Source organism: Bradyrhizobium sp. RT6a (genome assembly GCF_040547675.1).
GTDB lineage: Bacteria > Pseudomonadota > Alphaproteobacteria > Rhizobiales > Xanthobacteraceae > Bradyrhizobium.
In genome coordinates, this window is record NZ_JBEPQC010000001.1 from 295,441 (window position 1) to 312,761 (window position 17,321).

21 protein-coding genes are annotated in these 17,321 nt (G+C 64.7%); 11 read left to right on the top strand and 10 right to left on the bottom strand.

Annotated elements, in window-relative coordinates; genetic code table 11:
- The first annotated feature begins 116 nt into the window (after positions 1-116).
- From ABIC03_RS01535 to ABIC03_RS01545, 3 genes are all read left to right on the top strand, one after another.
- The gene (locus tag ABIC03_RS01535; RefSeq protein WP_007591727.1) at positions 117-347 is read left to right on the top strand and encodes a DUF6894 family protein; all 231 of its coding nucleotides are present in this window, start codon (positions 117-119) and stop codon (positions 345-347) included.
- Between the two features lie 91 nt (positions 348-438).
- On the top strand, positions 439-828 hold the full coding sequence (locus tag ABIC03_RS01540; RefSeq protein ID WP_275171851.1) for a hypothetical protein: 390 nt from the start codon (positions 439-441) through the stop codon (positions 826-828).
- Between the two features lie 110 nt (positions 829-938).
- Positions 939-1,187 (top strand): hypothetical protein, encoded by a 249-nt coding sequence (locus tag ABIC03_RS01545; RefSeq protein WP_354054943.1) that lies wholly within the window; start codon positions 939-941, stop codon positions 1,185-1,187.
- A gap of 28 nt (positions 1,188-1,215) precedes the next feature.
- Here ABIC03_RS01545 and ABIC03_RS01550 read toward each other — a convergent pair whose 3' ends face one another.
- The 5 genes from ABIC03_RS01550 to ABIC03_RS01570 form a co-directional block, all read right to left on the bottom strand.
- On the bottom strand, positions 1,216-1,401 hold the full coding sequence (locus ABIC03_RS01550; RefSeq protein WP_219683905.1) for a hypothetical protein: 186 nt from the start codon (positions 1,399-1,401) through the stop codon (positions 1,216-1,218).
- Positions 1,402-1,578: 177 nt separating this feature from the next.
- Positions 1,579-1,860 (bottom strand): cell division topological specificity factor MinE, encoded by a 282-nt coding sequence (gene minE, locus ABIC03_RS01555; RefSeq protein WP_275171849.1) that lies wholly within the window; start codon positions 1,858-1,860, stop codon positions 1,579-1,581.
- Entirely contained in the window at positions 1,857-2,672 is an 816-nt protein-coding gene (gene minD, locus ABIC03_RS01560) for a septum site-determining protein MinD (protein WP_007591740.1), read from the bottom strand. The genes minE and minD overlap by 4 nt, the downstream gene beginning before the upstream one ends.
- Positions 2,673-2,691: 19 nt before the next feature.
- Positions 2,692-3,390, bottom strand: a complete 699-nt coding sequence (gene minC / locus ABIC03_RS01565) for a septum site-determining protein MinC (RefSeq protein ID WP_027517631.1) — start codon at positions 3,388-3,390, stop codon at positions 2,692-2,694.
- Positions 3,391-3,673: 283 nt separating this feature from the next.
- The gene (locus ABIC03_RS01570) at positions 3,674-4,690 is read right to left on the bottom strand and encodes an ABC transporter substrate-binding protein (RefSeq protein WP_354054946.1); all 1,017 of its coding nucleotides are present in this window, start codon (positions 4,688-4,690) and stop codon (positions 3,674-3,676) included.
- Positions 4,691-4,791: 101 nt separating this feature from the next.
- Here ABIC03_RS01570 and ABIC03_RS01575 point away from each other — a divergent pair, with 101 nt between their 5' ends.
- From ABIC03_RS01575 to ABIC03_RS01600, 6 genes are all read left to right on the top strand, one after another.
- Positions 4,792-5,439 carry a TetR/AcrR family transcriptional regulator gene (locus ABIC03_RS01575; protein WP_007591743.1) on the top strand — a complete coding sequence of 216 codons (648 nt, stop codon included), beginning with the start codon at positions 4,792-4,794 and terminating at the stop codon, positions 5,437-5,439.
- Positions 5,440-5,522: 83 nt separating this feature from the next.
- Complete coding sequence (locus ABIC03_RS01580) at positions 5,523-6,293, top strand: ABC transporter permease (protein WP_354054949.1); 771 nt, start codon at positions 5,523-5,525, stop codon at positions 6,291-6,293.
- A 30-nt stretch (positions 6,294-6,323) separates the two neighbouring features.
- The gene (locus tag ABIC03_RS01585) at positions 6,324-7,361 is read left to right on the top strand and encodes an NAD-dependent epimerase/dehydratase family protein (RefSeq protein ID WP_354054951.1); all 1,038 of its coding nucleotides are present in this window, start codon (positions 6,324-6,326) and stop codon (positions 7,359-7,361) included.
- The gene (locus ABIC03_RS01590) at positions 7,348-8,169 is read left to right on the top strand and encodes a GNAT family N-acetyltransferase (protein ID WP_354054953.1); all 822 of its coding nucleotides are present in this window, start codon (positions 7,348-7,350) and stop codon (positions 8,167-8,169) included. Before ABIC03_RS01585 ends, ABIC03_RS01590 begins: the two co-directional genes overlap by 14 nt.
- A gap of 6 nt (positions 8,170-8,175) precedes the next feature.
- Positions 8,176-9,231, top strand: coding sequence for a dihydrodipicolinate synthase family protein (locus tag ABIC03_RS01595; RefSeq protein ID WP_354054955.1), 1,056 nt, complete (start codon positions 8,176-8,178; stop codon positions 9,229-9,231).
- Positions 9,219-10,001, top strand: a complete 783-nt coding sequence (locus tag ABIC03_RS01600; RefSeq protein ID WP_354054957.1) for an ABC transporter ATP-binding protein — start codon at positions 9,219-9,221, stop codon at positions 9,999-10,001. Before ABIC03_RS01595 ends, ABIC03_RS01600 begins: the two co-directional genes overlap by 13 nt.
- A gap of 122 nt (positions 10,002-10,123) precedes the next feature.
- On the opposite strand, the gene ABIC03_RS01605 is transcribed toward ABIC03_RS01600, so the two are convergent.
- From ABIC03_RS01605 to ABIC03_RS01615, 3 genes are all read right to left on the bottom strand, one after another.
- Positions 10,124-11,215, bottom strand: coding sequence for a TRAP transporter substrate-binding protein (locus ABIC03_RS01605; RefSeq protein ID WP_354054959.1), 1,092 nt, complete (start codon positions 11,213-11,215; stop codon positions 10,124-10,126).
- 157 nt (positions 11,216-11,372) lie between these two features.
- A complete protein-coding gene (locus tag ABIC03_RS01610) occupies positions 11,373-11,630 on the bottom strand; it encodes a hypothetical protein (protein WP_007609546.1) in 258 nt (85 codons plus the stop codon).
- A 79-nt stretch (positions 11,631-11,709) separates the two neighbouring features.
- On the bottom strand, positions 11,710-12,660 hold the full coding sequence (locus ABIC03_RS01615; protein ID WP_354054961.1) for a DUF2778 domain-containing protein: 951 nt from the start codon (positions 12,658-12,660) through the stop codon (positions 11,710-11,712).
- Positions 12,661-12,893: 233 nt separating this feature from the next.
- On the opposite strand from ABIC03_RS01615, the gene ABIC03_RS01620 reads away from it, so the two are divergent.
- Both ABIC03_RS01620 and ABIC03_RS01625 read left to right on the top strand, forming a co-directional pair.
- Positions 12,894-13,352 (top strand): DUF1810 domain-containing protein, encoded by a 459-nt coding sequence (locus ABIC03_RS01620; RefSeq protein ID WP_354054963.1) that lies wholly within the window; start codon positions 12,894-12,896, stop codon positions 13,350-13,352.
- A 69-nt stretch (positions 13,353-13,421) separates the two neighbouring features.
- Entirely contained in the window at positions 13,422-15,503 is a 2,082-nt protein-coding gene (locus ABIC03_RS01625; protein WP_354054966.1) for a methyl-accepting chemotaxis protein, read from the top strand.
- A gap of 128 nt (positions 15,504-15,631) precedes the next feature.
- Here ABIC03_RS01625 and ABIC03_RS01630 read toward each other — a convergent pair whose 3' ends face one another.
- Both ABIC03_RS01630 and ABIC03_RS01635 read right to left on the bottom strand, forming a co-directional pair.
- Positions 15,632-16,222, bottom strand: a complete 591-nt coding sequence (locus tag ABIC03_RS01630) for an NADPH-dependent FMN reductase (RefSeq protein ID WP_354054968.1) — start codon at positions 16,220-16,222, stop codon at positions 15,632-15,634.
- A 49-nt stretch (positions 16,223-16,271) separates the two neighbouring features.
- A complete protein-coding gene (locus ABIC03_RS01635; RefSeq protein ID WP_354054970.1) occupies positions 16,272-17,219 on the bottom strand; it encodes an AraC family transcriptional regulator in 948 nt (315 codons plus the stop codon).
- Positions 17,220-17,321: the final 102 nt, after the last annotated feature.

A 17,321-nucleotide genomic window follows, 5' to 3' on the forward strand; every position in this document is an offset into this window, starting at 1 on the left:
TCTGCGCCATAAGCACAGAGATTGCGCGTGCCGTTCATTCGATAAACATCGACTCAGTGGTACCATCAGTCATGTGTTGAAAGCCGAAGCTCAATTCGTCACACCGGGGAATTCGGATGCCTTACTATTCCTTCGATCTCGTGGTTGGTGAAGAGTTCAAGAACCAGGGCGGTATCATCCTCGAAGACATCGAGGTCGCCTCCGATCGTGCCGTTCAACTGGCCACCGAGCTGTCACAGGTGAAGCCCGAGTTGCAAAGCAAGGGTTGCGCTGTGCGCGTCACCGACCGCGATCACAAAGAGGTCTACCGCACGCCGCTCGATCCCGTGCCGGCCTGGCGGCGCTAGCTCGCCGGCCGCTTCGCTCCCGCACGCCATCCCCATTGCGGAGCGGCGCGCCAGCCGCTAGCCTTCCCGAAAATTCGGGGAGGTACCAAGGATGCGGACTGGTTTTCTGATGACGGCTCTGTTGCTGCTGGCGGCGCCGGCCCAAGCGGCCGACCATCCACGTTCGACCTATGTCACGTTGGTCTTGCAGGCCTTCGCCGCCAAGGTCGAATGTCCCGGCACGGATGTCGTCTACCAGGATCTGGTGCAGAAGGCGGAGCAGATGCAGCTGCCCGAGGGCACCACCGAGAAGGTCCGCAAGGCGATCGCCTGGATGCACACCGGCGGCAAGATGGGCGAGAAGCAGGACGACGATCTGATGGCCGAAGTCGCGGTGGCCACCCAGGCGACCGACCTCAACCAACGCCGCCTCGGCATGCCCAGCTGGTGCGAGGCCCAGAAGACCAACCTCGCCGGCCTGATCCGCAGCAAGGGCGGCTAGGGTTCTCAAGTGGCGTTAAGCACGCCGCGCCGGAACTTTTGCTTCGGCCAATAATCGTCACAATCCTCGCCAGCATGCGGCTCTCTTCGAAACTCGAACAGGGGAGCCCCATGCGGATCAACCATGTCTTTCTCGCCGTCGCGTTTGCCGTCGCTTCGATGCTGACTGCGCCCGTGCTGGCGAAGAATTCCGATGCCCAGAAGGGCGAGGACAAATCGACCTCGTCGTCATCGTGCAGCGCCTATCAGCAGGCGCCGGACGGCTCGTGGGAGCCGCTCCCCTGCAAGGAGACGGGCGAGCACTCCCAGCCGACACAGAATCGCACGTCGCCACAGGGCGCCGATCGCGGGGAGCGTTGAACGCGGGGAACCTTGACGCGCGAGGGTGTCAGCTCTGGTGCGGGCCGCGTATGATCTTCATCGCGTCAGCGATGTGACGCCACTCTTTGGCCTCGTCGCCCTCGCCGCGGCCCTCGCAGGCCCTGGCCTGTTCGGCGGCCTTCGCGATCGCCGCAAAACCATGCTGTTCCAGCATCTGGCGCGCGACGGTGTGGACCTGGACCTCGGTCATCATGGGCGTTCTCCCGTTTGACGAAACCGCGGTGCATCGCGCCGCCGCGGGTTGTTGACAACGATTGAGCCCCTGACCTCGTTCCGCAGCGTTCCGATCGGCGCGCAAAAGGCGGCCCGCTATGCCCAGCGGACCGCCTTCTCACCCACCCCAAATTTTGAAGCGTCGCGGCCGAGGTCCCTACCCGACCGCCGCGCGCCTGCGCTCGAAATCGTTGGGCACCTCGATATCGACCTCGAGGGTCGAGACCTCGTCGCCGCGATCGAGCCGGACGATGACCTTGGTCGGGTCCAGCGTGACGTGCCTTGAGACGACCGCGAGAATTTCCTCACGCAGCACACCGAGCAGATCGGGCTGGCCGCGCAGTCCGCGTTCATGGGCAAGCAGGATCTGCAACCGTTCGCGCGCGACGGGTGCAGAGGCCTTGTTGCCGCGAAGAAGCCGAAGCAGACCCATGCTCATGCGGCCCTCCGTCGCAGCAGGCGGTCCATGAAGCCCTTGCGCTCGGTCGGCACCTGCATCGGCACAGTGTCGCCGCAGAGCCGTCGCGCCGCATCGATATAGGCCCGCGCCGGTGCGCCTTCCGCGTTCGACAGCGTCACGGGCGTGCCGACGTTGGAGGCGCGCAGCACGTCCTGGCTCTCCGGGATGATGCCGAGCAAGGGCGTTGCAAGAATCTCGAGGATGTCCTCGATGGTCAGCATCTCGCCGCGCGCGGCGCGCGAGGGATCATAGCGGGTGATGAGGATGTGCTTCTCGACCCGCTCGCCCTTCTCGGCCCGCACCGTCTTGGAATCGAGCATGCCGATGATGCGATCGGAATCGCGCACCGAGGAGACTTCGGGATTGGTGACGATCACGGCTTCGTCGGCAAAGCGCATCGCCATGGAGGCGCCGCGCTCGATGCCGGCCGGGCTGTCGCAGATCACCCAGTCGAAACGGCTGCGCAGATCGTCGATGACCTTGCCCACGCCCTCTTCGGTCAGCGCATCCTTGTCGCGGGTTTGTGAGGCCGGCAGCAGCCAGAGGTTCTCCAGCCGCTTGTCCTTGATCAGCGCCTGCGGCAGCTTTGCGACGCCTTGCACCACATTGATGAGGTCGAACACGACGCGGCGTTCGGCGCCCATCACGAGGTCGAGGTTGCGCAAGCCGACGTCGAAATCGACGACCACGACCTTTTCGCCACGTTGCGCGAGCGCAGCTCCTAGTGCGGCGGTCGTCGTCGTCTTGCCGACGCCCCCCTTGCCTGACGTTACGACCAGTACCTTGGCCATCTCTGAAATCTCCTTCTGGTCAGTTCAGCGCAGTAATTCGCATGGTGTTGCCCTGGAGCCAGGCCTGGGCCGGCTTGCCGCGCAGGGCCGCGTCGATATCGTCGGCGGTCTGGTAAAAGCCATCGATTGCAAGCAGTTCGGCCTCGATCTTCTGACAATAGATGCGTGCGCTCGTGTGACCGTTCACGCCCGCCATGGCGCGGCCGCGCAGCGCGCCGTAGATGTGAATGGAACCGCCGGCGACGACCTCGGCGCCGGAGCCGACAGAACCCAAAATGGTGACATCGCCTTCGGGGAAGATCACGGTCTGACCGGAGCGCACCGGGCTTTCGAGCAGCAGGGACGTCGGCTTGGTTTCGACCTTCGCCTCAACCTTCTTGGGCGCACTCGGCTCGACCACGCAGCTCCGCCCGCCCGAAAGCAGCGGCGGCATCATGGGGGTCAGCCGGCTCTCCTCCACGCCCTCGATCCCGAGCACGCGGATATTGCGGTCCTGAAGGCTGGTGAGGAGATGGCCGATGCCGGATTGGCTGAGATCGACCGAGGACAGGTCGATCACCACGGGGCGGCCGGCGAAGAAACCCGGCGAGCGCGCGATGGTGGTGTCGATCTCCTGCAGCCAGTCCTGGATGGGAACCGTCGGCACGAACACGAAGGCCACATAGGAGCGCCCGCGTAAGCGCACCATTTGGCGTTGAGGTTTTACTGCAGCCTCCATAGCGGCCGACTCGTTCCCTGTTATTGAATGGTTAACGATGCCGCCGATATGGTTAATGGCCGGTTAATTTCTCCGTGGGGTTAGGTGGGGGCGGGCGTCGGGCCGTGGCCCTCGGCGACGGGCAGCCGCCCCAGATCTCCGGTGTCGTCCGGCGAAAGCCAGGACCCATACCGCGGAATCCATCGATGCGGACGGTGGGAGTACCGAACCACGAGTCTTCGCCGAATCACGCCCTGGGGTAATGGGTCCTGGCTTTCGCCAGGACGACGATAAGGAAGCCCCCCTACTTCTTCACCTTGCTCGCATCCATCTTGATGGCGGGATCGAGCATCTTGGTCGTGAACGCCGTCGTGACATCGAACGGCTTCTCCATGCCCAAATAGGTCTGGACCAGATCGTAGTCCTTCTTCATGCGCTCGCCGTCGATCCAGCCGAGCGACTTTGTCGTCGTGAATTCGTCGGTCATCAGGAATTTGATGCGCTCCCACTGGCGCTCCTGGTTCTCCTTGTCGAGACCGGAGACCTGATCGAGCAGCGCCTTCAGGCAGGGCGCGGCGTCGGCGACGCAGGTCGCGAAGGCCTTTTGCGTGACCCGCACGAACTCCTCGACCAGCTTCGGGTTCTTCTGCAGATAGTCGCCATTGACGATCAGCGAATTGCCGTAAGGATTGAGCCCGATGTCCTTCCAATTGACGTAGCCGAGATCGCTTCCGAACTCGATCACCTTCAAATCGTGCTCGTTGTAGAAGTCGCTGATGATGTCGACGGTATGGCTCTTCAGCGCAGCGATCTTCGCCGTCGGCCCGACATTGACGAAGCCGACGGAGTCGGGCGCAAGCCCTGCGGCCTTGGCGAAGGCCGGCCACATCACGCGCGAGGCGTCCCCCGGCGGATTACCGATCTTGTGGCCGGCAAAATCCTTCACCCCGTTCACGCCGTAGCTCTTCAGCCAGTAGAAGGTCTGGCCGGTGTTGGCGTAGACGCTCATCACGGCCACAGCGTCAGCCCCCTTGCTCTTCGCCACCAGCATGGTGGCGAGATCGGCGACGCCGAAGGGCGAACCGCCGGAGCCGACCTTGGCGGCGGAGACGCCGGAGCCCTTTCCGACCTCGATGGTCAGATCGATGCCCGCCTTCTCGTACCAGCCTTGTGCCTTGGCGTAATAATAGGGCGAGTGATCGGCCGTCGGCGCCCAGTTCAGGATCAGATTGACCGCCTCACCCGCGTTCGCCGGCATCGCCGGTGAACCGAGCATCAGGGCCACAGCCAGGGCCGAGCCCGCCGCCTGCAAACGCTTCATCGCATCTCTCCTCGTTGCCCGCGACCCGGCTTGTCGCTCTCCCCCTGTGAGGATACCAATGCAACAAGGCCGCCCTTCACTTGTCAACTGTTTGGTTGGAAATGCCCGCAAAACGTTCAGGCGACACCGTGCCGCAGCGGCGCGACCCGGTCGCCACGCGCAAGAAGCTGCTCACCGCGGCGCGCGAGGAGTTCGCCCGGCACGGCTTTGCCGGCGCCCGCGTCGACGAGATCGCGGAGCGCGCCGGCGTCAACAAGCAGCTCGTCTACCACTACTTCGGCGACAAGGACGCGCTCTATCTTGCCGTCCTCGAATGGGTTTACGCCGATATTCGCGAACAGGAGCGCCAGCTCAATCTCGAAGGCCTGCCCCCGGAAAAGGCGATCCGGAAACTGATCGAGGCCTCGTTCGATTACCTCGCGACAAACCCCGATTTCATCGTGCTTCTGAACGACGAGAACCGCGGCGGTGCCCGCCACGTCCGCGGCTCGACGCGGCTCGAGGCGATGCATTCGCCGCTGGTGAAGAGCGTGTCCCACATCCTTCACGAGGGCGTTCGCGCCGGCATGTTCCGCAAGGGGATCGACCCGATCCAGCTCTATATCTCCATCGCGGGCCTCAGCTATTTCTATCTCTCGAACACGCCGACGCTGTCGGCGATCTTCGGCAAGGACCTGTCAAGCCGGGCCGCGCGCCGCGCCCGCCGCCGGCACGTCGCCGATCTCGTGCTACATTCGCTCCGGCCGTAATCAACCAACTGGTTGAAACTTCCCTCAAGGCCGGTTAGGCTTGCGACCAGCGGCAAGGTGGCCGCTGCAACAGGGAGCAACCGGTGACAGGAGACGGCGCCCGCAATACGCGCAGCTTTGCGATCGTCCTGATCGTGCACCTCGCCGTGCTCGTGCTCTGGCAGGTCCTGGTCGACGCCTTCCATGTGCCGAAGTTCATCCTGCCCTCGCCGCTCGCGACGATCCAGACGCTGGGAACCGCGAGCTACGCCTGGGGCGCCAATACGCTGGTGACGGCGATCGAGATCCTCGGCGGCTTTGCGCTCGGAGCATTCGTCGGCGTCACGTTTGCCGTCATCTTCAGCTGGGCACCGCTGCTCAGCCTCGTGCTGCTGCCGCTGTTCGTGACGCTGAACATGATTCCGAAGGTCGCGCTCGGCCCGCTCCTCATCGTCTGGTTCTCCTACGGCATCGTGCCGAACATCCTGATCGCCTTCAGCATCTGTTTCTTTCCGATCCTGCTCACCACCGCGCGCGGTCTTCGTGAGGTCGAGCCGGATCTGCTCGATCTCGTCAAATCGCTGCGCGGCTCGCGCTGGACGCTGTTCCGCAAGATCCAGCTGCCGGGATCGCTGCCATACATATTCTCCGGCATGAAGGTCGGCGCCATCCTCGCTGTCGCCGGCGCCATCGTCGGCGAGTTCATCGCCTCCGAGCGCGGGCTCGGCTACCTCATGATCCAGGTGCAGTCGTCGCTCGACACGCCCGCGATGGTGATGGCCGTCGTGCTGCTGACGCTGCTCGGCGTCGCGCTTTACGGCTTCGTGCTCGTCCTCGAACGCATGTTCGTGGTCAGTGACGCAACACCGACTTGAACGGCAAAGCCAAGACCAAGGACCACAACCATGCTCCTGACCCGCCAGACACTGCCGAAAACCATCCCCGATATCGCCGCGCTCGACCATCTCCTGTGCCGGCCGACGCAGGCCTTGATCGACGACCTCGCCAGGGTCGAGGGCGACATCATGATCCTCGGCGTCGCCGGCAAGATGGGGCCGACGTTGGCGGGGCTTGCCAAAGCCGCAGCGCCCGATCGCCGCGTCATTGGCGTCGCCCGCTTCAGCGACGCCAGCGTCAAGGACTGGCTGCACGCGCGTGGCGTCGAGACCATCAATTGCGACCTGATGGACGAGACCGCGATTCAGGCACTGCCGAAGGCGCCCAACATCGTCTTCATGGCCGGCCGCAAGTTCGGCGCGGAGGGCGATCTGTCGCTGACCTGGGCGATGAATGCGCACGTGCCGGCGCTGGTCGCGCAGGCCTTCCCGTCGTCGCGGATCGTGGCGTTCTCGACCGGCTGCATCTATCCCTTCGTTCCCGTCGACGGCAAAGGCTCGAGCGAGGACATGGCGCCGAACCCGCCCGGCGAGTACGCCCAATCCTGCGTCGGCCGCGAGCGCATGTTCGAGTATTTTTCGCGCAAGCTCGGAACGCCCGGGCGGCTGTTCCGCCTCAACTACGCGATCGACATGCGCTATGGCGTCCTCCACGACATCGCATTGAAAGTGCTCACGGGCACTCCGATCGATGTCAGCATCGGCCACGTCAATTTCATCTGGCAGGGCGATGCCTCGTCCCAGGCGCTGCGCTGTCTCGCGCATTGCAGGGCGCCGACCTCGCCGATCAATGTCAGCGGCCACGAGATTTTGGCGGTGCGCGACCTCGCAGCACGATTCGGCGCCAGGTTCGGCCGCGCGCCGGTCCTGACAGGAAACGAACAGCCGACGGCATGGCTGACCGACACGTCCAAGGCAGTCGAGCTGTTCGGCCTGCCGGTCGTCGACACCGAGCAGCTGATCGCCTGGACCGCGGATTGGATCTCCCGCGCCATGCCGAGCCTCGGCAAGCCCACCAAATACGAGGTGCGCGATGGACGCTACTGACGCTCCGCGCGTCATCCGGCTTGGCGTCGAGGATGCTGCGGCAGGCCTCGCGCTCTCGACAGAGGCGCACTGGAACCAGAATGAAGACGACTGGCGCTTTTTCCTAAGCGACGGCATCGTGTTCGGCATCCGTGATGGCACGCAACTGGTCGCGACCGCGGCGCTCTTGCCCTACCCCGGCAACAACGCCTGGATCAGCATGGTGCTGGTGACGGCAAGCCACCGCCGGCGCGGTCTCGCCACGCGGCTCGTCGACGCCTGCCTGGCGACGGCACGCAAACGCAACCTGACGAGCTGGCTCGACGCGACGCCGGATGGTGCCGCCGTCTATGGGCCGCTCGGGTTCACGCCGACCCTGCAGTTGCGCCGCCTCAGGCTGGTGAAATCCGCTTCAACGTCGGAGCAGGCACCTTCATCCGCGCCGCTCGACGCGCTCCGCGCGCGTGACCGGCGCGCTACGGGCCTCGATCGAACCGCCCTGCTCTCTGCCTTTGCGCAGCGGCCCGGCTCACGCATCGTCTCCGCGAGCGGCGCCATCGCGCTGGTTCGCGACGGACGCACGGCGCGCCATATCGGCCCGCTGTTTGCCGACGACGCCGCAGCCGCGCTGACCTTGGTCGATGCCATCGCGCGATCGGAAACCGGCCCGCTGCTGCTCGACGCCGTCGCGTCGCAACCTGGGTTCCCTGAAGGATTGACCGCATCGGGCTGGAGCATCGAACGTCCGTTCCAGCGCATGCGGTTCGGCCCCGCCACTGCCACAGGTGAAGAAATGCCATTCGCCGTCGCCGGCCCTGAATTCGGATAGGATATCATGCACCACAGCCAGATCAACAGCGAGATCCGCAAGCTGATCGCCGACGGCACCGTGCTGCCGGCGCATCCCCTCGCGCTCACCGCCGAACGCCAGCTCGACACAAAGCATCAGCGCGCGCTGACGCGCTATTACATCGACGCCGGCTCCGGCGGCCTTGCGGTCGGCGTGCACACCACGCAGTTTGCGATCCGCGATGTCGGCCTCTACCGTCCCGTGCTCGAACTCGCCGCCGAGACTGCGGCGAACTGGACCAAGCGTCCGCTGGCGCTGGTCGCGGGCCTCGCCGGTCCGACCAGGCAGGCCACCATCGAAGCCCGCACCGCGCGCGACATCGGCTACCACGCAGGGCTCCTCAGTCTCGCTGCGATGAAGGGCGCGTCGGAGGACGAGATCATCGCGCATTGCGCAGCGGTCGCTGCCGAAATTCCGCTGGTCGGCTTCTATCTTCAGCCGGCCGTCGGCGGCCTGGTCCTGTCGAGCCGGTTCTGGCAGCGTTTTGCCTCGATCGACAATGTCATCGCGATCAAGATCGCGCCCTTCAACCGCTACAGGACCCTTGATGTTCTGCGCGGCGTCGCGGCGGCCGGCGCGCTCGACCGCGTTGCGCTCTATACCGGCAATGACGACCACATCCTGCTCGATCTGATGCTGCCGTTCGACCTCCGTGACAACGGAATCACCACGCGCACTTATTTCAAGGGCGGACTGCTCGGCCACTGGTCGGTTTGGACCGCGAGCGCCATAAAACAGTTCGAGCGCTGCAGAGCGGCACGGCACAAGGACAGCGTCCCGGCCGATTTGCTCGCGCTCGATACCCGCGTCACCGATTGCAACAGCGCATTCTTCGACGTCGCCAACGATTTTCACGGCTGCATCGCCGGCTGCCATGAGGTGCTGCGACGGCAGGGCCTGATGCAGGGCCTGTGGTGCCTCGATCCGAACGAGGGCCTTAGCCCCGGCCAGAAGAATGAGATCGACCGCGTCTACCGCGAGCATTCCGACCTCAGCGACGACGCGTTCGTGGCCGCAAACTTGAACAAATGGCTGGCATGAGCTCAAACCCCTTCATCAGCCTGCAAGGCGTCCGCAAGGTGTATCGCAGCGGCGGAGCCGAATTCCTGGCGGTGTCCGACGTCACCATGGACGTGCAGGAGGGTGAGCTTGTCTCGCTGGTGGGCCCATCCGGCTGCGGCAAGACCACGGTGATGAAGATTTTGGCCGGCCTGCACGACGCCGACGGCGGCACGGTGAACATCGGCAATGCCAAAAGCCCGTTCGATCCGACCCGCGACATCGGCATGGTATTCCAGCAGGCGCTGCTGCTGAAATGGCGGACGATCCTGGACAACGTGCTGCTGCCGGCAGAGATCGTCGGCCTGCCGATCAAGGCCGCGCGGGAGCGGGCGCGCGATCTGCTCAATCTGGTGGGACTTGCCGGCTACGAGCAGAAATATCCGCGAGAGCTCTCCGGCGGCATGCAGCAGCGCACCGCGATTGCGCGCGCCTTCATTCACGACCCGAAACTGATCCTGATGGACGAGCCGTTCGGCGCGCTCGACGCCTTGACGCGCGAGCAGATGAATCTGGAGATGCTGCGGATCTGGCGCGAGAGCGGCAAGACCATCATCTTCATCACGCACTCGATCCAGGAGGCCGTATTCCTGTCCTCGCACTGCGCCGTGCTGACGGCGGGCCCGGCGAAGATGGCCGATTATTTCCCGATCGACCTGCCCTTCCCGCGGGATCTGCCGCTCAAGACGACGGACGCGTTCGGCGCCTATGCACGGCGGATTTACGAGAAGCTCGGGCTGGGCGCGGCTTAATTCACCGCACGATAGATGCCGTAGGGTGGGCAAAGCGAAGCGTGCCCACCATGGCGAGTCAAGCAAGCAGTGGTGGGCACGGCGCAAGTGCGCCTTTGCCCACCCTACGGGAGTTTGCGCACTCAAGCCTTGTTGCGCATCTTGCCGAGCAGATAATTGTCGTAAAAATTCTCCGCGATCTGCGTGTAGAACAGCAGCTCCTTCATATAGGCGTCGTGGCTTTCCTTGGTGCGCTTGAACAGGTCGCTCTTGGTGGCGAGCTCGTTCAGATGCTCCTGGGTCGCGGCGTAGCAGGCCTCCAGCACCGGCTGCGGAAACGCCTTCAGCTCCGCGCCATTGGCGATCAGCCGCTTCAGCGCCGCCGGATTCACGCTGTCGTATTTCTCGAGCATCCAGGCGCCCGCGGCCGACGCGGCCTGGTTGACGATCGCCTGGTACTGCTTGGGCAGCGACGCCCACTTCTCGTCGTTGACGATCATGTGCAGCATGGCGCCACCTTCCCACCAGCCCGGGAAGTAGTAGTATTTGGCGACCTTCTGGAAGCCGAGCTTTTCGTCGTCATAGGGGCCGACGAATTCGACCGCGTCGATCGTGCCCTTCTCCAGCGCCGGATAGATGTCACCGCCCGCGATCTGCTGCGGCACCACGCCGAGCCGCGCCAGCACATGGCCGCCCATGCCGGCGATGCGGAATTTCAGGCCCTTGAGATCGTCGACGGTCTTGATCTCCTTGCGAAACCAGCCGCCCATCTGGGTGCCGGAATTGCCGCAGAGGATGGCATGCGCCTTAAACGGCTTCAGCGCCTCGTTAGTAAGGTCGGCGCCGCCGCCGAAATGCCACCAGGACTCCTGGTGGCGATGGTTCATGCCGAATGGCGCGCCGGTCGCATAGGCCAGCGCCGGCTCCTTGCCGATGTAGAAATAGAGCGGGGTCTGCGCCATGTCGACAGAGGCTGTGCTGACCGCATCGAGCGCCTGCAGGCCGGGGACGAGCTCGCCGGCCGCAAAGGTCTGGATCTGGAATTTGTTGTCGGTGGCCTCGGCAACATATTTCGCAAAAGTCTGCGCGGTGCCGTAGATGGTGTCGAGCGATTTCGGGAAGCTCGACGTCAGGCGCCATTTGATCTCGGGCGCGCTCTGCGCGATCGCGGGTGCGGCAACCAGCGTCGTCGCGCCGGCGAGCGCGCCTCCCTTGAGAAATGTACGGCGTTTCATGATGGGTCTCTCCCTGAACTATGTTTCAACGTATCGGCTTGAGCGCGATCTTCGCAGACCATTGCCTGTCCCTATAGCGGAGTCCAAGCCGTGAGCGGTAGCCCGGATGGAGCGCAGCGCAATCCGGGAATCTCCCCAAAAATCTGCCGTGTCGCTCTCAGAGCAGTTTGGCGCTGACGAACAGCGCGCGCACGGCGTTGGTCGCCTGCACGACGAGCATGGCGTTCTCGGCGGCGCCTTCGAGCGCTGCGACCGCGTCTTCATGCAGCGAGCGGAATTCCATCCACTCAACCGATTTGAAATTGGTGAGGAATTGATAGGCCTGGCCGACGGTCGCAATCGCCAGCGTGTCGCCGTTCAGCTTGATCTTGAACGTCGTGCGCAGCGGGGTCTCGGAACTTTGCGGATCACTCATGGGCTGCTTCTGGACGATGACGGCTTAACGAAGGGAAAACGGCAGCCCCGCCGTAGCAGGCAAATATCAGGCGCAGATATCAGGACTCAGTGCTCGCGCGCTGCGAGGCAGTCGCCGACGGGGTCAGCCGGGGCACCACGACCAGACGGTTGAACTCACCGTTGTCGTAGGCCTTCATGAATCGATCATAGTCCTTGATCGAAACGCAACCGTTGGAGTCGCCACGGGGCCCGAGCATGTAATTATGGGTGAGCAGGCCGACGCGGCCGAGCGCGCTGGTGCCCTCCGTGGGCGTCAAACGCAGTGCGCGGACGCCGTGAAACAGTTTTTCGCGCGGCTTCAGGTCGTAGGTCGCGGGCGGGGTGGCGCCAACCATGCGCTGGTCGACATGCTCCGGGTCGTCCATCAGCGCGCCCATGCCCGAATGCGCTTCCAGCGCGAGGCCGCTCGGCAGGTAAAGCGCCTTGGCCGAGATGTCGTAGACAGCCGTCCGCGAATCGTAACCGAGCGCGGCGAGATCGGGCGCCTTGCCGAACAGGCCGCTGTCGGGCGTCAGCGAGGCCAGCTTGATCTTGTCGGTGAATTTTTCGAAGAAGTTGCGGTTGTCGACCCGGGGGTTGGTCTCGGCATAAGCCTGGCTCGAGGCGATCTGGGCAGAGATGTCGGCCTGGGGCGGGCGCGAGCGCGGCATCGGGATGGCGTCAGCACGCTGCGCAAGTCTCGCCTCTTCGGACATGTGCCGGTCGTCGTCGGTCAGGGTCGAGCGCCAGTCGTCGCCCTGGAGCTTCTGGGCGAGCATCGCCTTGGCGTCGCGCAGCTTGAGCTGGACTGCACTCACCGCGGAGCGCTCCAGCGTCCGCAGGCCGAGCTCGCGGGCGGGCGGGCTGCTCGATGCCGAAGCGAAACGATCATCGAATGAAGGTGCATTGGCCGGCGGCAGTGCGGCGGTGACAAGCGAGGCCGAACCGCCGATATCCGCGACCCAGGCGGCGGCGCCCAGCGCCAGCGCGACGGCGGCCAGAGACAGCAATATCGTCTCGGCTCGCCCAATACGGCGGCGCGACAATAGCCTCTCGGCTTGTGCCCGGTCGGAAACCATCAGCTCCCCAAAATCGACCCCCGGGGGGACCCACCCCCACCCGGAGATTCTATACCAGCTACCACATTGGGAGCCAAAAGTTAGGCATAATCGGGGCCGGCAGGGGTCTGGCAAGGGTCTGGCAAGGCTCCGGCAAGCCATTCCGGGGTATCCCAAGGTATATTATGACTGATCCGTTCGATCTGGAACGCTTTGTCCGGGCCCAGGACCCGGTCTATGGCGACATCCAGGAGGAGCTGACCCGGGGCCGAAAGCAGAGCCACTGGATGTGGTTCGTCTTCCCCCAAATCGCCGGCCTCGGCTTCAGCGCCATGTCGCAGCGCTACGCCATCGCCTCCCGCGCCGAGGCCAGCGCCTACCTCGCCCACCCCATCCTCGGTCCGCGCCTGATCGAATGCACCCGCCTTGTGCTCGCTGTCGAAGGCCGGAGCATCAACGCCATCCTCGGCGCGCCCGATGACGCCAAATTCCGCTCGTCGATGACGCTGTTCGGCGCCGTGTCGGATGAGCCCGTTTTCGACGAGGCGCTCGCCCGGTATTTCTTGGGCGAGCGCGATCAGGCAACGCTCGATATCCTTGCGGCCCTCGACCGACGGCCCAAGTGGTCGCGGCCACCAGCGTAAACCCGGGATTAACATCGCCTGCCTATTGTCCGTGCAAATAGTTTCCCGCGCCAGTTGCCGGACAGAATCATGAAAATCGGTACGCTCCTGACCACCGCCATCGTTTCGCTCTCGACTGTGGGCGGCGGCCTCGCCGTCTACGTCGCCGTGACGAAATACCAGACGATGGAGCGGATCACCGAAGCTCAGGGGCGGCTGGCGATCGTCCGGGCCGTCAGCGACATCCCGCGCTACCTCAATCCCGAGCGCGGCTTTTCCACCAACATCCTGTATGGCCCTCCCGCCGTCGACCCGGCGCTGCTTGCCGAGCAGGGCAAGCTGCGAAAGCAGACCGATGCCGCCCGCGACACGATGAACGCGCTGCGCAAAGACCTGCCCGGCCCGTTTGACGACGGCAACACGACCGGCGGCAACATCGACGCCATCAACTCGAAGTTCACCGCACTGCGCGAGGCCATCGACAAGGCGATGTCGGGCCCGCCTGAGGCGCGCAAGGACGCTGCCAAGAAGATCGTTGCCGACAACGCCGTTCTTAACGCCGGCGTGACCGCGCTGCTCAACGAGCAGGTCCGCCGCATGGCGATCCTCAACGGCGATGCCTATCGGCAGGCCAGCTACGCCAACATCGCGATGACATTGCGCGACGTGGGCGGCTTCAACTCCAGCCTGCACAAGAACCTCGTCGGGGGCAAGAAGCCGGCGACCGACACCGAGAAGGCCGAGATCAGCCGCTCGCAGGGCCGCAACGATCAGATCGTGATGTCGCTGCTGGAGTTGCGTGGCAATCCCGCAACGCCGGCCAACGTCGCCGCCGCGCTGGAAAAATTCAACGCGATCTACATCGAAGAGTTCGGCCGCGAGCTCAAGCTGGTGAAGGAGGGTGCGGTCAGCGGCAAGTACGAACACGACATGGACACCTATTACACCGCCACGCAGCGCGGCCTCAGCACCATCATCGAGGTCCGCGACGCCTTCTACGACAACGCCGAGCAGATTCTCGCCGGTGCCTCGACCGCCGCCCACACCAGCTTCACCATCGCACTCGCGGGCCTCCTCGCCGTGCTGATCGCCAGCGCCGGCCTCATCGTCACGGTCCGCCGCCGGGTCTGCGCTCCGATCGTCAACCTGACGACGCGGATGTCGCGGCTTGCCGACGGCGAGGTCGCGGAAGAGATTCCCGGCGCCGAGCGTTCCGACGAAATCGGCGCGATGGCCGCGGCTGTCCGGGTCTTCAAGGACAACATGATCCGGGCCGACAGCCTCGCGGCGGAGAAGCAGGCCGAGAACGACGGCAAGATGCGCCGCGCACAGGCGCTCGACGGGATCACCCGCGCGTTCGAAGCCAAGGTCACCGAGCTCGTCGGCGGACTATCGAAAGCCTCCTCCACCATGGAAAGCACGGCGCAGTCGATGACCTCGACGGCGGCCCAGACCAACAGCCAGGCCGCGGTCGTCGCCGCCGCCTCGCAGCAGACATCGAGCAACGTGCAGACCGTCGCGAGCGCCACCGAAGAGCTGACCTCTTCGATCTCGGAGATCGGCCGTCAAGTGGCCCAATCCACTGAGATCGCGGCCCGCGCCGTCGACAACGCCCGCCGCACCGGCGACACCGCCCGCGCGCTGGCCGAGGGCGCGCAGAAGATCGGCGACGTCGTGACGCTGATCCAGAGCATCGCCGAGCAGACCAATTTGCTGGCGCTGAACGCGACCATCGAGGCCGCCCGCGCCGGCGAGGCCGGCCGCGGCTTTGCGGTGGTTGCTGCCGAGGTGAAATCGCTGGCGGGCCAGACCGCCAAGGCCACCACCGAAATTTCCGAGCAGATTTCGGCGATCCAGGCCGCGAGCGACGAGACCGTGACCGCGATCCGCAACGTCGCCGACGTCATCGGCGAGATCGACCAGATCGGCACCGCGATTGCGGCCGCGATCGAGGAACAGGGCTCGGCGACCAAGGAGATCGCCCGCAGCGTCCAGGAGGCCGCGCGCGGCACCCAGGAGGTCAACACCAACATATCGGGCGTGCAGCGCGCCGCCGACGACACCGGTACGGCCGCGCGGGAGGTGCTGGGCGCCGCCGAGCAGCTCTCGACCCAGTCACGCGACCTCGCCGGACAGTTCGACCGCTTCCTCGGTGAGGTCAGGTCGGCGTAAGCGCGGCAAACGCGCAGCTTCGTAGCCCGGATGGAGCGAAAGCGTAATCCGGGAATCGTGCCGCAAACACCGACGGCCCGGATTGCGCTTCGCTCCATCCGGGCTACGGGACCGTCAATACGGGGCTGTCAATAAGGCGGCGCCTTGCGCGCCCGTTGCGCCTTGGCGGCCTCGATCCACCAGGCGAGATCGTCGGCGAAGCGCGGGAACGAGCGTTCCAGCGCCTTGCCGCCCTCGCCGACTGGCTCGCCCGCCTCCGACAGCGTCTGAGCGATCGGGCCGACGCCGATGGTGCTCGACACCACCACCATGCCCATCTCCGAGAGCGTGCCATGCCAGGCGGTCGAGGCACGCGCGCCGGACAGGCGGCCGGCCGAGTAGCTCACGATGGCGGCCGGACGCCAGAACCACTCCTCGAGGAAGTGGTCGGTAAGATTCTTCAGGCCCGGCTGAATGCCCCAATTGTATTCGCCAGTGACGAACACGAAACCGTCCGCGCCGCGGATCTCTCCGGCCAGCTTCTCCAGCGCCTCGGGTGCGGAGCCCTTGGGATATTCCTTGTACATACGATCGAGCATCGGCAGGCCGATCGCCTTGGCGTCGATGAACACGACGTCGTCGCCGCGGGCGCGCAAGCGATCGATGACGAAATTCGCAAGGCGGATGCCCATGCGGTCGGAACGGTAGGAACCGTACAGGACGAGGATGCGATTGCTCATGACCGGTACTATAGCACGGATCATCAGACCGGCCTCAACGTTTTGACGGCTAGGTTCGCCGTCCGCATTCAAGCGTTTGCGACGGTGTCTCGCCGAACTGGTCCCGATAGCTTCTGGAGAAGTCGCCGAGATGCCAGAAGCCGAACGCCAGCGCAACGGCCTTGACGCTGTCGGCACCGGCGAGCAGCCGCTGGCGCACCAGCCACAGCCGCCGCAGGCGCAAGTAGCGGTGCAGGCTCATGCCGCGATAGCGGCGGACGACGTCGTGCATGGTGCGAACGGACAGACCGAGCTTGCGCGCGATCTCGTCGCTGTAGATGGGCTGCGAGAGGTCGTCGGAAAGCAGCGCGCGGATGTCCTGAAAGACCTTGAAGTTGCGCTCGTCATTGGGGCGCAGGGTCCATCGCGCAGGAACGATGCTTTCGAAAACTGCGTCCACAGCGCCGAGCAGGGTCTCCTTCATGGCGGCCGCCTTCAGCGGCACGTCGGGCGCATCGACCGGCTCCGAAGCGGCTGCCAGCACCTCCCGAACCACCCCGCGGAGCCGGTTCAAGCCCGCCGCGGTCGTTTCGAAGATGTTGAAGCAGAAGGCTGCTTGTGGCCAACCGCGATCCGTCACCTCTGGCCTGAACACCACCGAGGCGATTTGCCGCTGCACCTCCTCGATGGTGGTGTAAGCCGCGCCGCCGTTGCCGATGACGATGACGGGTCGCGTGCGCTGCGTGCCGTTGAATCGAACCGGGACGTCCAAATCGTCCATCGTGAATCCGATCGCCGTACAATTCTCGACGAGCTGTGCGTCGACGACCCGCGGAAATGCCCGCGTCAGATTGACGTCGCAGCCGGGCAGCGACAGAATGGTCTGCTCGGCCGAAATCCTCCGTACGAAAGGCGTGAACTCGAAGTTCAGGCCTCGTATGGCACTTCGAAATTCATCGACGTCGGTGAAACGAAATACCTTCGGCGCCAGCGTCGGCGCATCATCACTTCTGTTCATGGCAATGTGACTTCGCATCGCAACACACGCGCGTCCGGCGACGATGCTGGCCCAACTTCCCCGTTCCGGTGTCCCCTTAAGTCTGAAAGAATCACTTCGAAC